Origin of the sequence: [Clostridium] innocuum, from assembly GCA_012317185.1 — a bacterium.
Classification (GTDB): Bacteria; Bacillota_I; Bacilli_A; order Erysipelotrichales; family Erysipelotrichaceae; genus Clostridium_AQ; species Clostridium_AQ innocuum.
The window spans coordinates 3,383,370-3,396,737 of record CP048838.1; the positions used below are offsets into that span (position 1 = coordinate 3,383,370).

A 13,368-nucleotide genomic window follows, 5' to 3' on the forward strand; every position below is an offset into this window, starting at 1 on the left:
CTTAAAAAACTTTAATCTTTGTTTTGCTCCTCTCTTGCCGACAGATATTCGTCAAATTGATAATTTGAATTTTCAAAAATGGATATTATGTTTTTGGAAGACACTAACAGACGCTCTAATTGCAAATTTAATTCTGTCATACACTTTAAGCGTATTTCATCTGTGTCAGCTTCTCGCAATTTGATATAATAATCATATAGTTCTGGATATTCCCTTACCAACTCACTAAAAGCTTCTTTCTCAATTTTGCTTATGGACTTTTCTTTGATAGGCTTCCTATTTCTCCTTTGGTTTTCTTCATACCGTCTAACAGCTAATCCAATATAATTATTAACATATGCTCGTAAGGTATCATTTTCAATCACCGTGCGAATGCGGTCATAACTGTTGTAAAAATCAGCTTTGTTTATTGAGGGTTCATCTTCACGCAAAATGTCAAAAGGAGTTAGCAGAACATATTCTGGTATTCCTTTTTCATCATACACAAAAGGAAGTGCAAACTCTTTGCTAATAAAACTTTCAGTATCATAATTGAAATAAGCTTTATCAACAGGAAAGTACAGTTTACAAGGGACTACACAGGGTAGGTATCTGACGGGAGGGGTTCCACCCGTCAGATTTTCCATGTGATATTCAAGCTGTCGCTTGTGGCGGCTACGGTGGTAATCATCAAATCCACCACACGCCGCTTGTCGTCAAAAGATACATTCTCCCAAGTGTCGAGGTAGCCGGAAATCTGGCTGACCTGTTCCGGGCTAATGGCTTCCACCGTTAGTTCCGCTATCCTCGCCAGAAGGTCCTGCTTGCGCCCGTCCAGTTCTGCTATCTTCACATTCACATAGGAGAGCAGGACATTGTTTGCACCCGTCAGACTGTCCACCAGCTTTTCAATCTCGCTGTCCACATGGGCAAGATCCACTTGCAGGGCGGCAATTTTCGGGTTTGCCTTTGCCGCTTTCTTTCTGCCTGTCAGCGTCTTGTAGCTTGCCAGTTTCTTTATCATCTGCTGATAAACAACCGTTTCCAGCTCCGAAGTGATGATTTTCCCGCACCCGGCACAGCTTTTATTGTCCAGCCGCTTTGTGCAGCGGAGATATTGCTTTCCCACAGGATTGTTAATGCTCATAAGGGCATACCCGCAGTTTCCGCACTTGATTTTTCCCGCCAGCCATGTATGGGTGGCTTTTCGGGCAGACTGGATTTTCATGTTGTTCATCAGCTTCTTGCGGCAGGTCAGCCAGATGTCGGAGGGGACAATGCCCTCATGGGGAGCCAGTACCAGCATTTGGTCTTTCAAGTCGTTCTTTTTGCTGGGCTTCACATCCCGCCCTTGATACAGATAGCAGCCGTTCATGCCAGTAAAATCGGCAGCGTCATTGACAATGACTGTTCCTTGACTTTTGAAAAATTCGTACACATCAAGGTCTGCCTGCACATAGACAGGATTGCGTAACATCTGCGCCAGCGTGGGGCGTATCAGCTCTTTGCCATGGAACAAAATGCCCTGTTCGGCAAAGTACCGGGTAATGTCCCCGTAGGAGGTAGTGGGCTGGGCGTACATCTCAAACATCAGCCGGATATTTGCCGCTTCGTCTGGATTTACCACCAGCTTTTTTGTGTTGATACCGTCCATCTTAATCGGCTCTGTATGAAAGCCGTAAGGGGCTTTCCCACCCATCTTGAAGCCTCGCTGGCTGCGGGAATAGTAAGCGTCCGTTACCCGCTTCTGTATGGTTTCCCTCTCAAGCTGGGCGAACACGATACAGATATTCAGCATCGCCCGCCCCATCGGCGTGGAGGTGTCAAACTTCTCCGTAGAGGACACAAACTCCACATTGTACTGTTGGAACAGCTCCATCATGTTGGCAAAGTCCAGAATAGAACGGCTGATACGGTCGAGTTTGTAAACCACGACCTTTGCAATCAAGCCCCGCTTGATGTCCCGTACCAGTTCTTGAAACTTCGGACGGTCTGTGTTTTTGCCGCTGTACCCTTTGTCTGTGTATTCCTTGCAGTTACCGCCTTTCAATTCATATTTGCAAAATTCAATCTGGCTTTCAATGGAAATGCTGTCCTTTTTGTCTACCGATTGTCTTGCATAGATTGCGTCTATTCGATTGTTCATATTGTCGCTCCTTTTCTTAAAAAAGAAACGGAGCTGCTGACAGTTTTATTATACCGCCAGCAGCCCCGCAAATCAATGATGGCTTCGGAAAACCTTATGCCCCGGCTTCCTCACTCTGCCGTTTGTCGGCATACTTGCGGAACACCTCATAAAGCTGCTGTTCCAGCTCCCGGCGTTTTGCCGCTTCCTGCTCCGGCGTGAACACCGGGGAGAGATTTTCCAGCGTGATTTCCTTTCCCTGAAAAGTCACGACTTCGGTTTCTTTCTTGTATCTGATATGCTCCATAGTACCTCCATATTTAATTTTCAAAGTGCAGTGCCGCCATGCTGCGGCGTGAAATGTTTTCTGTCATCAATCACCGTTCCCTTGTGTGCCGCTGCTGCCGTTTCAGTTCTGCCAGCACCTCCGGCGGGATACGGTCTACCAGCCGCTGAATGTCTTTCAGCTCGCTTTCCAGCTTTGCCCGTTCCATCGTATCTTTCATCTTGCCTTTTTCGCTGGCTTTGGCTTTGGCTTCCAACTGTTCATTTTCTGCCAAAAGGTCGCTTATCGTGACCTTGTATTTTTTGAGCTGACCGGAGAAGTTCTCCATCTGCGGAAACCACTTTTTCAGCAGGGAGAGGGCTTCCTCTTTTTTCTTTCCAGCATTCAGCGGGTTAATACCGTCCAGCGTGGCTTCAATGGCTCTTGCCTGTTTGGAGAGATTGACCGCCTGTTTGAACAGACGGGTGGGGATATGCTTCCTGCCTGTCTTACTGGCACTTTCCCCACGCTCCAAGTCGGGATATTTCTCCACCATATAAGCGTGAAAATCGTCCTGCCATTTTGTGAGGTTGGCTCTATTCCCTATAATCTCCTTTGCACACAGGCGGTTGTCCTCTGTCAGCGGAACAAAGACCAAATGTAGGTGGGGTGTTTTCTCGTCCATGTGTACCACCGCCGACACGATATTTTCTTTTCCTACCCGCCCGATTAAGAAATCAGCCGCCCTCTGGCAAAATTCCTGTATCTCCTTTGGGGATTTCTTCTTGAAAAACTCCGGGCTGGCGGTAATCAGCGTATCCACAAACCGGGTGCTGTCCCTGCGGGTGCGGCAGCCCGCTTGTTCAATACGGTTCTGGATAAAGTGGTAGTACCTGCCCTCTGGCTTGACGATGTGGAAATTGTACTTGCTCCGGCTGGTGTCAATGTCGGGATTGCTGGCGTACTGTTCCTTTTGCCGTTCGTGATGGGCTTCCAGTGGTCTTGCCGGATTGCCCTTGTGTTTTTCAAATCGCAAAATTGCATGTTGTGCCATGAAACTCCTTTCCCCATTCCGTTCCTTTCCGGGACTTTTCCACAGGAAAATCCCGCAGAAAATATCTCGGATAGGAAGGGAATGGATAGAATATAAATCAATATTTTTATTTCTGTATTTCTATATACCGTCCGATTTTCGTACTTCAAGAGGATTGATTATCGTACTCTATGAGTGCAGTTTTCAGTCCTCTGGCGTTCCATAACTGGATTTCTTGAAGTCGGTGTTTGGAACCGCTTCGTAGGATTTTGGGTAAATGCGGTTGGGTTTTCCACAGCCCTGCTTCTGGATTTCCACCAGTCCGGCATATTGCAGCTCCCGCAGGGTATTGACCGCCTTCTGCCGCCCGCAGTGGAGCAGCTCCACTACCTCGTTAATGGGATAGTAGAGGTAAATGCGCCCGTATTCGTCCGCCCACCCGTTTTTTCGGGATAGGTCTGTCCGGCGCAGGATAAAGGCATACAGTACCTTTGCTTCGTTGGACAGTGGCGTGAATGTGGGGGCTTCAAAAAGGAAATTCGGAAGCCGGGTAAAGCTGACCGCCTTTTCCGGCTGATGGATATAAATGGTGTTTGTCATATCGTGTTTTGTGGACGGTTAGAAGCCCGTTTCCGGGAGCAGGCGGTAGTTTCTATTGCCTGCCCCTGTTCTGTGCTTGCAAAGCCTTGTAAATCAAGGACTTTTCAGCCCCTAACTGTCCACAGTAGACCTCCTTTTCCGTTCACTTTCTGTTTTCTGCCGCCTGTGAACTCCGGCGGCACAGTCGGGACAGTATTTCGCCCGGTTGGACTTTGGGACGAACACTCTGCCGCAGACCGCACAGCGTTTTAGCTCCTTATCCCGGAAAATCTCTGCTTCCAGCGTTCCGATTTGCGGCAAGACCGACCAGCGGAACCACTTACAGCAGACCGAGAAAGAAATGGTCTGGGGGCAGGTGTGGGTATCCCCATCGTCAAGGAGCATACAGTTCCCGTCCTCATAACAGCAGCACTCCCGGCGGATCAGGGCGTTTGCCTGTTTCCTCTGTGCCGGTGTCATGCGGTAAAGGGAACCGTCCGGCTTGCGCTCTATGGGCGGCAGTCGTTTATATGGGTTCTCTTTCATGTGTTCCCTCCATTTTTCCTTAGCCGTTCTCCCCGAAAAGGCTTCCTGCCTCGTCGTCGCAAGCTGCGTATCGTTCGTTTCACCGCAAGCGGCAAAACTCACTCGCTCCGCTGCTCCTCCTCTCCCCACAAAGCCATGCGGCTTTGCGGGGATCCCGACAATGGCGGCGTGTTCCGGCGTTGGCACGCTCCCCGGACTTCGGGACATTTTGTCCCGAAGTGGCTCGTTGCGGTGCTTCCCCTGCCGGGGTATTCCTTTTCGGACGGTCATTCGGTTTTCAAGGTGCGGCTCATCGATGAACTACCCTAAGTCTACACCTAAAAGACCGCCCGTCCCGTATATCCGAAAGGTAGGAAATCCGCCCAAAAAACTGCCTATTTCCACGCTCTCGGAATTGTGGTAAAATGATAAGTACAAAGAGACAAATCGGCGTTTGGAAAGGGGGAAGCCTATTTGATTGAGTTACAAACAGGAAAGATTACTTTCCCTGAACTGAATATAACAGTATCACCGTTATTGCATTATGCTGACTTTATTTCTGATTTTCCAAAAGATAAAATCACACAAATCAGAGATATGAGAAATGGATATATATGGTACGATATAAAAGAAAAAGTTTATGACAACAAAATCCCTGTTTATTTTTGCTTCAATCCACAGAAAAATCTTGAATTTGTTAATCTATATCCGCAGCACTTTGACTTAAATGCTATTCTGCATTGGGAATGCTGGACACCCGAAGAAGCTCAGAAAGATAAAAGGTATTGTGATGAATGGCTCATGAGGTTTTGTGGTTTGAAGAACGAAGAAAACTTGTTTTCATGGGGTTCTATTTCATCTTACTTTGACCCGCGCTCGTGCAGTAGTGGTATTTGTATTCATTACACAGAACAGAAATAAATTAAAACATGAGAAAACAGCTATTCCCATTTATTGGGCAGACAGGGGGGAGAGCATGGAACTATCCATACAGGAACGCCTAAAAGACCTGCGTGTGGAACGAGGGCTGACGCTGGAACAGCTTGCGGAGGAAACTCATCTTTCCAAATCTGCTTTAGGCAGTTATGAGGGAGACAATCTCAAAGACATCAGCCACCATGCCCTTATCCAGCTGGCAAAGGTTTATGAAGTGACCGTTGATTACCTGCTGGGACGCTCTAAAACAAAAAATCACCCAAATGCCGATCTTGCAGACCTGCATTTGAGTGATGATATGATTGAACTGCTGAAAAGCGGGCGGGTGGATAATTCCCTCTTGTGTGAACTGGCGGTACACCCGGATTTTCCCCGGCTGATGGCTGACCTCGAAATCTATGTGAACGGTATTGCTGGCAAACAAGTGCAGAGTGCAAACGCCATTGTAGATGCTGTAAGCGCAACCATTATGAAGCAGTACAATCCCGGCTTGTCCGACCCGCAGTTACGACAGCTTATCGCCGCCCATATTGACGATGACAGCTTTTGCCGCTATGTGATACAGCAGGACATAAACGGCATAGCCCTCGACCTGCGGGAAGCACATAAGGACGATTTTTTCAGCGTCCCGGAGGACAATCCTCTGGAAGATTTTTTGCAGACCGCCGAGGAAACCGCCAGCCCAGACAGCGACCCGGAGCAAGCAGCTTTGGCGTTTATCTGTAAGCGGCTCAAATTGAATTTGAAAAAGCTATCCGAGGAAGAAAAGAAGTGGCTGAAAAAGATTGCACAGAAGTCGGACTTGCTGAAAAATCCAAACCCACAGCGGGGGAGAAAGTAAGAGAGCGACAAATCGGGAGTTGCTATGAGGTAATTATCATGGAAAGGAATATTGAGTATATACAGCTATTTATGGAATACGAATCTGATGATATGCCGATGGTATATTTTTATGAAGTCGATGTGAATGATGACCGTTTTGCCCTAAGAGCGATAGAAATTTTTGTAGACAGGACAGTAAAGTTTTATAATGACCTATATTGTGATGTTGTAGAAGTGTGTCCAATTCCAACCGTTGATGAATTAAACGAAAAGGTTTGGGGAGAGGGCTTTTATGCAACTATTATTTCTAAAGGTAAATTTGACGAAATATGGAATACAGGAATTTATAACGAAAGCCTAACGGCTACTTAACATTCCCATTTATCGAGGGAGATAGCAAATCCAGCCGAGCCAGTCAACGGTCAAGATGAACGGCGCACAAATGCGCCGCCATTGACAGCCCCGCCCGCCTTTGCTGATGGGCAATCAAGGCGGGAAAGCCCTAAAACGGCTTCCCGCCCATTTCTAAGAACTGATAAGTCAGATTTGCTGAAAAATCCAAATCCACAGCGGGGACGGAAGTAGAGAACAATAAATAAGAATTTACAGGAGGAAAATCAATGGAAAATTTAATTAAATTTTTGGAAGAAAAGATAACTGATAAAATGCCGGTGGAAGGAATTGTTGATGTGTTTGAGCAGATGTGCAGCACACCTCTTGAAGAAGATATGGTTTTATTTGAAACCGGAACATTTACTGATTTTTCAAAAGAACCGTTTTTTCAAATTTCATTAGTACGACAGTTTTCAAATGATGATGAAGAGTTTTATCAAATCCATGTGGACATCTTGTATGAGCCAACCGCTGAAAATAAAATTTTCAGCGAAACAACATGGGACGAAGATTTAGACGAAAATATATTTGACTATATCAGAAAATCAGCGTCGTTTGCTTATGCAAGAAATCATGAATACATCGAGGTAAAAATATATATGGACGAAACTTAACTTCTCATTTATCAGGGAGATAGCAAAGCCCTAAAATGGCTTCCCCGCCCATTCCAATTTTGAGAGAAAAATCTGTTTGCTTTTTTGTGAGTGTGTCCACAAGTTCGGGACATTTTGTCCCGAAGTCCGGCGTGGGACGAGGAACGGGGGCTTTCATATACGCCCTGTCTGCTGACGAAACCAGCCCTGCGCTTGCGGCTCCACGACACGCAATCACAGCCCTGTTTTCCTGCTGCTTCAAATGCCCTTGCCCGACCCGGCGGCAACCTCATTTTCGCAGCAACGCCGACAGAGCGTATAACACACTACACTTTGCTACGCAAAGTCGTGTGCCAAAAGGGGGCGTTGCCCCCTTTGGAAACCCCGGACAACAAAACAGGCTGAATATCTCGCACTTTCCCGGTGCTTGATACTCAGCCTTTATTTGTTGTCAGCAGCCCCCGTTTCGTGGTCTGGGTGTAGTTCCTTGTAAACTGACCTAAAGAGTTTTATAAACTGTGGTTGAATATATTCTTTGGCAAACTGTTCAGTATACTCGCATAGAAATCCTTTTATCAGATTTACTGTTAAGTCACTAATTTTATCTTTTCCGCTGCCATCATAAAGAAGCATTGCTTTTTCAATATGCTGGGATTGAGATATGCCATGTGTATTTAATGCAAATGATATATTCTCATACAGAAACTTAGCATATTTATCTCCCAATGCTAACCCCTTATTTCCGACTAACGCATATCCAAGCCAATTATTAGGTACTTCGCTAAAATTAAACCATGCATTGATTTCTTTTTTTGATAGCCCTTGCTCTGCTTTCATGTAAAGGAAATGAAAATAACGGATAATTTGATTGTGTAACTCTTTATAAACATTTTTTTCACTATTAAATATCAGCATTGGGTCAATGAACAGAGGAATATCACATACTAAGGATATATCGACTGCGCCATAGTCTTTTATCAAGTCACTACTAACTTGAAATTTTTCAGAGAAAAACATGGCATTTGTCCTCCGTTTCCTAATTTTTCTACTATAATGACATTATACTACTATTACTTACACTTGTCACGCAGTAGAACGCCATTTTAAGGGGTACGCGTATAAAACCCTTTCCTACCCTCATTTTACCTTTGCAAAGCCGCATGAATAAAGGCTTTCTTAGCCCCTACTGCGTAACAGAAAACCCCATAATTTAGAGAGGGCGCAAGCGGTCTATCCGTTTGCGCCCTCTTGATTGTCCCATAGCAAGGACATGAAAAGCCGTCAAGGGCGGGCGCAGCCCGTTTATCTTGACCCTTGACGGTTTTTCATGGCTTTGCTATTTGCTCGGCGGCTGATAGTCCAGTCGGAACTTCAAAACCGCCATGAGCAGCTTTGCATTTAATCGCTCTTGCATATCGGCGTTTCCTCCGCTTAATCTGCCTATGTAGGCTTTGTGTTGTTCCTGTACCGCAAGGAGCGCGGCGGTATCGCCTGTGATTGCTCTTTCAATCACTTCATAGGGAACAAGGTTGTATTTGCTGTTCCTCATCATTCATCTTCTCCATTTCTGTCCGCAACTGTTTCAAAGCTGCGTTTTTCTGATAGTTGACCGTTGTGCGTGGCTTTCCCAATAACGCCCCAATCTGCTTATCTCTTAATTGCAGATAATAGCGCATAAGGATAATTTCCCGCCGACGTTCCGATAGGCACAACAAGGCTTTTGCTAACTTCTCGCTGTCAATAATAACCGTCTGCCCGTTGACTGCAAAGGCAGTCGACTTGTCCTGTAAGACAAAGTATTCGTCTACACTGTGAGGCGCAAAAGACGTGTTCTATTGCAAGTATTCAAAGGATATCTCGCGCTGTGTTCTGTGTTTCCTTTCCCTGTAATAATTACAGGCTTCATTGTGCAATACAGCTTTGCAAAATGCGTAAAAGCGGCGTTCGATACTTTCTCTGTATTCTGTGGATAACATCATTCTCACCCCCTTTCCGTTTGGAATGAGGGCTATAACAAAACCGCCTGTGCAGCGCAAAACTGAACAGACGGTTATGCTATATAATGTGATAATGCATTTATGATGATGTGAGAGTTCCTCTTGATAGTCGCAATATCCCGTAGGTAGGAACGGGCTTTTTTTGATAAGCTACTGATTGGAAAACAGTATTGATATAAAGCGGACATAGCGATACCTCCTTGATACCGCCATGTCCTTAAAAATGGGCGACTTTATCACGTCCCCGCAAATCCAATTCTGCAAAAGGAAAACGGCGGCTTTATTTTCATAAAACTGTCGCCTAATGCTGCAACCGCAATTCGCCAACAAGCAACGGTTTTATAAGTTGCAATCTGTCAGCAATCACATAGGTTGTCAAAAAAGTAAAGAGCCGACAACCGCATTTTATATCTGCGTGTTATCGGCTCTGCGTCTTTGCGTCTGGCTCTTTGATAACTGACGTATTTAGTTGTTTTACATTGATTAAGGTTTCCTGCTTGCACTTCGGGCAGTATAGAGGGAAGTTTTCAAGTATCGTATCTTCCCGTATTTTCAACCTCGTTTTACTTTGACATATGGGGCATATTACCCATTCGGTACTCATGTTAAATACCCCAATCCTGACTGATCATTTGCAGTTCTACCATGTGAGGATATATTTTCCCTGTTTTCATCAGTTCTTCCGGCAATCCCTGTTCCGCAACGGAACCGTCCGAAAGAACAACTACTTTATCCGCGCCGCTTACGGTACGCATACGGTGGGCGATAACAAGTACGGTCTTATCCTTTATCAGCCTTGACAAAGCAGCCTGTATCAATGTTTCGTTTTCCACATCAAGGCTTGCCGTTGCTTCATCAAGTAAGATGATAGGAGAATTTTTGAGGAAAGCGCGGGCGATTGAAATACGCTGCCTTTCACCGCCGGACAGTTCACAGCCGTTTTCACCAATCATACTGTGATAACCGTCCGGGAGCTTTACCGCAAATTCTTCACAATTTGCTAATCTTGCCGCTGCAATCACTTCTTCATCTGTTGCGTCCTTTCTGCCTATTCTGATATTTTCCATGATTGTATTGTTAAACAGCGTCACGTCTTGAAACACGATAGAGTACAGTGATAACAGTGTTTCCGGCTCTATTTTCGATATATCCATACCTCCGACAGTGATATTACCTTTGCTTATATCCCAAAACCGGGCGGCAAGACGTGACACCGTAGTTTTGCCGCCGCCGGACGGTCCGACTAAAGCGGTAACTTCTCCTTGTTTTGCCGTAAAAGACACATCTTTCAATACGGTTTCCCCGGTATTATAAGCAAATCCTACATGGTCGAACACAATATCATAACCTTTATTTGTTAGTGTATTGCCGCCCGTCTGAACTGGCTGGTCAAGGATTTCATTCATGCGGTCTATGTTCGTTTTTGTGGATATTACTGCGGCAAGGTTTTGTAATGCGCCCTCCAGCGGGGCATACAGCCTTGAAGCTACAAGCAGAAACAGAAAGAACAGCGGAATATCAATCTCCCCTTGAATGAGCAGCGCAGAGCCTACAAGCGCAACCGTAGCAATTCCAAACTTTAATATCAATGTTGAGGAAACAACAAAAAGTGCCGTTCCAAGTTCTGTTATAATGTGCCGTTTTTCCACATAATCAATTTTCTTGTTTAGTCCTTTTAGGTAGTTTTCTTCCGCATTATTCGCCTTTAAGTCCTGTAAACTTTCGATACACTCCTGTACGCCACTTTCAAGCGTGACATTTGCCGCTACGGATTTACGGTTGAAATATTCCTGTATGCGGGCTGAAAAGAATACGATTGTAAATGCAATCGGCAAAACCCAAACAGCCGCAAGAGCCATACGCCAATCATAAGAAAAAAGACAAATTGCAATCAGCGTTGTTGAAATAAGGGAGCCTGCCAAAGCAGGTACATAATGGGAAAATGCCTGTTCAAGTGTGGCACAATCGCCCATAATGGAATTTGTTAAATCGGCAAGGTCTTTTTTTTCAAAAAAGGATAAGGGGATTTTGCGGAGCTGCTCTGCTAACGAAATGCGTCTTACTCCGCTTTCCACATAAGTCGCTAAATAGGTGGCGTTATATTGAAACCAAGTTACAACAAAGATAAGGCATAAGCAAACCAAAGCGCCCACCCCATAGAAAGCAATGCGGCTTCCATTTACGCCCCCGTTCATGGTGTCAATGACAAAATTATAGAGCAGCCCCACCGGAAGCATAAAGGATATATCCTGCAAAACGCAAGCAATACAGCCTTTTATTAAATCGACAGCTCCTTGCCTTGATAACGCAAATCGTCTTTGCAATGTTTTAATCATGCTGTTACCTCCTTTGCAATTTTCCATTCTGCCGCTTCGGAATAATTTTTCCACATTCTTGTAAATATGCCGTTTCTCTCTATCAACTCATTATGCGTGCCGCTCTCGACAATCTCACCGTCCTGCATTACATAAATACAATCCGCACCTGTGATTGACGATAGCCTGTGTGCAATCATAATGACTGTTTTTTTCTTTGAAAGTACGGATAAAGCCTGTTGTACGCGCACCTCATTATCGGGGTCGGCAAATGCGGTCGCTTCATCCAGAATTAGGATAGGCGCATTTTTCAAAATTGCGCGGGCAATCGCTATTCTTTGCTGTTCACCGCCGGACAGGTACACGCCGTTTGTACCCACAACTGTATCAATGCCATTCGGTAATTTTTCGATAATATCCAGGCATTGTGCAGCTTCCAGTGCATGAGCGATTTCTTCGCGTGTAGCGTTAGGCTTTGCCATACGCACATTTTCCAATATGGACGCTTTGATAAGACGGCTATTCTGAAATACAAAGGACACCTTATTCATCAATGTTTCCTTTGGAATGTCGCGTATGTCGATATTCCCTATCAGTATGCGCCCTTTTTGCGGGTCAAAAAATCTTGTTACAATATTTGCAAGGGTCGTCTTGCCGCCGCCGGACGCACCTACCAATGCAATCACCTGTCCCGGTGCAACCCGAAGTGACACATCATTCAGCGCGTTTTTTTCTCCATCATAGCTGTAACTAACGTGTTCTAATGTAATTCCATTGTCTTTAGGGGTATTATTCACGCTGCTTTCAGACAATGGTTTTTCGTTTAGCACTTCATCAATTCTGCCTAACGCGTCCCCTACAATCATTGCGTCCTCGCTCATAAACATAATTTTTGTGAGTGTTATACCAATGACAGGAGTAATCACAATATAGAAGATAAGGTTTAGCAGCAGTTCATTTGTTACGCCGCCCCTTGTAAAGAGAATACCTCCGGCAATCAGAAACGCGAATACACCGTTGATTGCCGTTGTATAGAACATCATAGGTAGACGCAGCCCCTTTGTGTACGCAATTACCCATGTTTCGTAATTGTCTATCGCGTCTCTGAAGCGTTTGAAAGAAAAAATTGTCTGCCCGAAAGTCTTTACTACGGGTACGCCCCTTACATATTCAACAGCTTCATTTGACATATCGGAAAGTGAATTTTGGTATTGCTCCATTCTCCGCGCCATGTCTTTTCCGGTCATTTTCATCATGATGAGAAAGCCAAGCACAACGGGAACAAGGCTCAAAAGCCCTAACCGCCAATCAAATGCAAACAGTAAGAAAAGCAGCCCTATGGGGGTGGCAATCGCTCCCGCTTTGTCGGGGAGCCTGTGTGCAAGATAGGTTTCCGTTGCGGCGCTTGAGGTGTTGACAATCCTTCGCAGATTGCCGCTTCCGTACTTTTCTGTTACCCCCAGCGGCAGGGCTGTGATGTGCCGCATAAGCTCTTTTCGGATATTGGCGGCAACCCGGAATGCGCTCATGTGCGAACACATCAGACCGGCGATATAGACAACAATAGAGAGTACCGCAAACAATACCGCAGACCAGCCGTAGCTTGTGACATTCCCCGCCTGTGAGAAGTCCGGGGAAACTTCCAGTATGTCGTGAATGATACGCCATATATACCAAAACGGCACAAGAGCCAACAGCGCACTCATGACTGACAGTACCCAAGAAAGATAGGTCAATATTTTATGCCCTCCGGCATAACCCATCAATCTTGATAGATTAGACTGTTTTTTCATTGAAAAACCTCCT

At 45.3% G+C, this 13,368-nt stretch carries 15 protein-coding genes and 2 pseudogenes; 4 read left to right on the top strand and 13 right to left on the bottom strand.

Going from position 1 to position 13,368, the window contains the following annotated elements; all coding sequences use genetic code 11:
• Nucleotides 1-11: 11 nt before the first annotated feature.
• The 6 genes from G4D54_16470 to G4D54_16495 form a co-directional block, all read right to left on the bottom strand.
• On the bottom strand, nucleotides 12-626 hold the full coding sequence (locus tag G4D54_16470; GenBank protein ID QJA03922.1) for a hypothetical protein: 615 nt from the start codon (nucleotides 624-626) through the stop codon (nucleotides 12-14).
• Entirely contained in the window at nucleotides 614-2,125 is a 1,512-nt protein-coding gene (locus G4D54_16475) for a recombinase family protein (GenBank protein ID QJA03923.1), read from the bottom strand. The genes G4D54_16470 and G4D54_16475 overlap by 13 nt, the downstream gene beginning before the upstream one ends.
• A gap of 94 nt (nucleotides 2,126-2,219) precedes the next feature.
• Nucleotides 2,220-2,411: a hypothetical protein gene (locus G4D54_16480; protein ID QJA03924.1), complete on the bottom strand. Its 192-nt coding sequence runs from the start codon at nucleotides 2,409-2,411 to the stop codon at nucleotides 2,220-2,222.
• Between the two features lie 70 nt (nucleotides 2,412-2,481).
• The gene (locus G4D54_16485) at nucleotides 2,482-3,423 is read right to left on the bottom strand and encodes a plasmid recombination protein (GenBank protein ID QJA03925.1); all 942 of its coding nucleotides are present in this window, start codon (nucleotides 3,421-3,423) and stop codon (nucleotides 2,482-2,484) included.
• 183 nt (nucleotides 3,424-3,606) lie between these two features.
• Nucleotides 3,607-4,002, bottom strand: coding sequence for a replication initiator protein A (locus G4D54_16490; GenBank protein QJA03926.1), 396 nt, complete (start codon nucleotides 4,000-4,002; stop codon nucleotides 3,607-3,609).
• 111 nt (nucleotides 4,003-4,113) lie between these two features.
• Complete coding sequence (locus G4D54_16495) at nucleotides 4,114-4,527, bottom strand: conjugal transfer protein (GenBank protein QJA03927.1); 414 nt, start codon at nucleotides 4,525-4,527, stop codon at nucleotides 4,114-4,116.
• Nucleotides 4,528-4,980: 453 nt separating this feature from the next.
• On the opposite strand from G4D54_16495, the gene G4D54_16500 reads away from it, so the two are divergent.
• The 4 genes from G4D54_16500 to G4D54_16515 all read left to right on the top strand — a co-directional run bounded on the left by G4D54_16500 (nucleotide 4,981) and on the right by G4D54_16515 (nucleotide 7,271).
• Nucleotides 4,981-5,427 (top strand): hypothetical protein, encoded by a 447-nt coding sequence (locus G4D54_16500; protein ID QJA03928.1) that lies wholly within the window; start codon nucleotides 4,981-4,983, stop codon nucleotides 5,425-5,427.
• A gap of 55 nt (nucleotides 5,428-5,482) precedes the next feature.
• On the top strand, nucleotides 5,483-6,283 hold the full coding sequence (locus tag G4D54_16505; protein ID QJA03929.1) for a helix-turn-helix transcriptional regulator: 801 nt from the start codon (nucleotides 5,483-5,485) through the stop codon (nucleotides 6,281-6,283).
• Nucleotides 6,284-6,321: 38 nt separating this feature from the next.
• Entirely contained in the window at nucleotides 6,322-6,636 is a 315-nt protein-coding gene (locus G4D54_16510) for a hypothetical protein (GenBank protein ID QJA03930.1), read from the top strand.
• A gap of 248 nt (nucleotides 6,637-6,884) precedes the next feature.
• The gene (locus tag G4D54_16515) at nucleotides 6,885-7,271 is read left to right on the top strand and encodes a hypothetical protein (GenBank protein QJA03931.1); all 387 of its coding nucleotides are present in this window, start codon (nucleotides 6,885-6,887) and stop codon (nucleotides 7,269-7,271) included.
• Between the two features lie 30 nt (nucleotides 7,272-7,301).
• Here G4D54_16515 and G4D54_16520 read toward each other — a convergent pair.
• The 7 genes and pseudogenes from G4D54_16520 to G4D54_16550 form a co-directional block, all read right to left on the bottom strand.
• Nucleotides 7,302-7,543 (bottom strand): annotated as a pseudogene (locus G4D54_16520) (hypothetical protein).
• Between the two features lie 208 nt (nucleotides 7,544-7,751).
• A pseudogene (locus tag G4D54_16525) lies at nucleotides 7,752-8,267 on the bottom strand (hypothetical protein).
• A gap of 319 nt (nucleotides 8,268-8,586) precedes the next feature.
• On the bottom strand, nucleotides 8,587-8,799 hold the full coding sequence (locus G4D54_16530) for a helix-turn-helix domain-containing protein (GenBank protein ID QJA05221.1): 213 nt from the start codon (nucleotides 8,797-8,799) through the stop codon (nucleotides 8,587-8,589).
• Nucleotides 8,765-8,962, bottom strand: a complete 198-nt coding sequence (locus tag G4D54_16535; GenBank protein QJA03932.1) for a hypothetical protein — start codon at nucleotides 8,960-8,962, stop codon at nucleotides 8,765-8,767. The genes G4D54_16530 and G4D54_16535 overlap by 35 nt, the downstream gene beginning before the upstream one ends.
• 703 nt (nucleotides 8,963-9,665) lie before the next feature.
• The gene (locus G4D54_16540; GenBank protein QJA03933.1) at nucleotides 9,666-9,851 is read right to left on the bottom strand and encodes a conjugal transfer protein; all 186 of its coding nucleotides are present in this window, start codon (nucleotides 9,849-9,851) and stop codon (nucleotides 9,666-9,668) included.
• 1 nt (nucleotide 9,852) lies between these two features.
• The gene (locus tag G4D54_16545) at nucleotides 9,853-11,583 is read right to left on the bottom strand and encodes an ABC transporter ATP-binding protein (GenBank protein ID QJA03934.1); all 1,731 of its coding nucleotides are present in this window, start codon (nucleotides 11,581-11,583) and stop codon (nucleotides 9,853-9,855) included.
• Entirely contained in the window at nucleotides 11,580-13,355 is a 1,776-nt protein-coding gene (locus G4D54_16550) for an ABC transporter ATP-binding protein (GenBank protein ID QJA03935.1), read from the bottom strand. The genes G4D54_16545 and G4D54_16550 overlap by 4 nt, the downstream gene beginning before the upstream one ends.
• Nucleotides 13,356-13,368: the final 13 nt, after the last annotated feature.

Coding starts and splice junctions, on each gene's coding strand:
- G4D54_16470 (QJA03922.1), bottom strand. CDS start 626: ATGGAAAATCTGACGGGTGGAACCCCTCCCGTCAGATACCTACCCTGT.
- G4D54_16475 (QJA03923.1), bottom strand. CDS start 2,125: ATGAACAATCGAATAGACGCAATCTATGCAAGACAATCGGTAGACAAA.
- G4D54_16480 (QJA03924.1), bottom strand. CDS start 2,411: ATGGAGCATATCAGATACAAGAAAGAAACCGAAGTCGTGACTTTTCAG.
- G4D54_16485 (QJA03925.1), bottom strand. CDS start 3,423: ATGGCACAACATGCAATTTTGCGATTTGAAAAACACAAGGGCAATCCG.
- G4D54_16490 (QJA03926.1), bottom strand. CDS start 4,002: ATGACAAACACCATTTATATCCATCAGCCGGAAAAGGCGGTCAGCTTT.
- G4D54_16495 (QJA03927.1), bottom strand. CDS start 4,527: ATGAAAGAGAACCCATATAAACGACTGCCGCCCATAGAGCGCAAGCCG.
- G4D54_16505 (QJA03929.1), top strand. CDS start 5,483: ATGGAACTATCCATACAGGAACGCCTAAAAGACCTGCGTGTGGAACGA.
- G4D54_16510 (QJA03930.1), top strand. CDS start 6,322: ATGGAAAGGAATATTGAGTATATACAGCTATTTATGGAATACGAATCT.
- G4D54_16515 (QJA03931.1), top strand. CDS start 6,885: ATGGAAAATTTAATTAAATTTTTGGAAGAAAAGATAACTGATAAAATG.
- G4D54_16530 (QJA05221.1), bottom strand. CDS start 8,799: ATGAGGAACAGCAAATACAACCTTGTTCCCTATGAAGTGATTGAAAGA.
- G4D54_16540 (QJA03933.1), bottom strand. CDS start 9,851: ATGAGTACCGAATGGGTAATATGCCCCATATGTCAAAGTAAAACGAGG.
- G4D54_16545 (QJA03934.1), bottom strand. CDS start 11,583: ATGATTAAAACATTGCAAAGACGATTTGCGTTATCAAGGCAAGGAGCT.
- G4D54_16550 (QJA03935.1), bottom strand. CDS start 13,355: ATGAAAAAACAGTCTAATCTATCAAGATTGATGGGTTATGCCGGAGGG.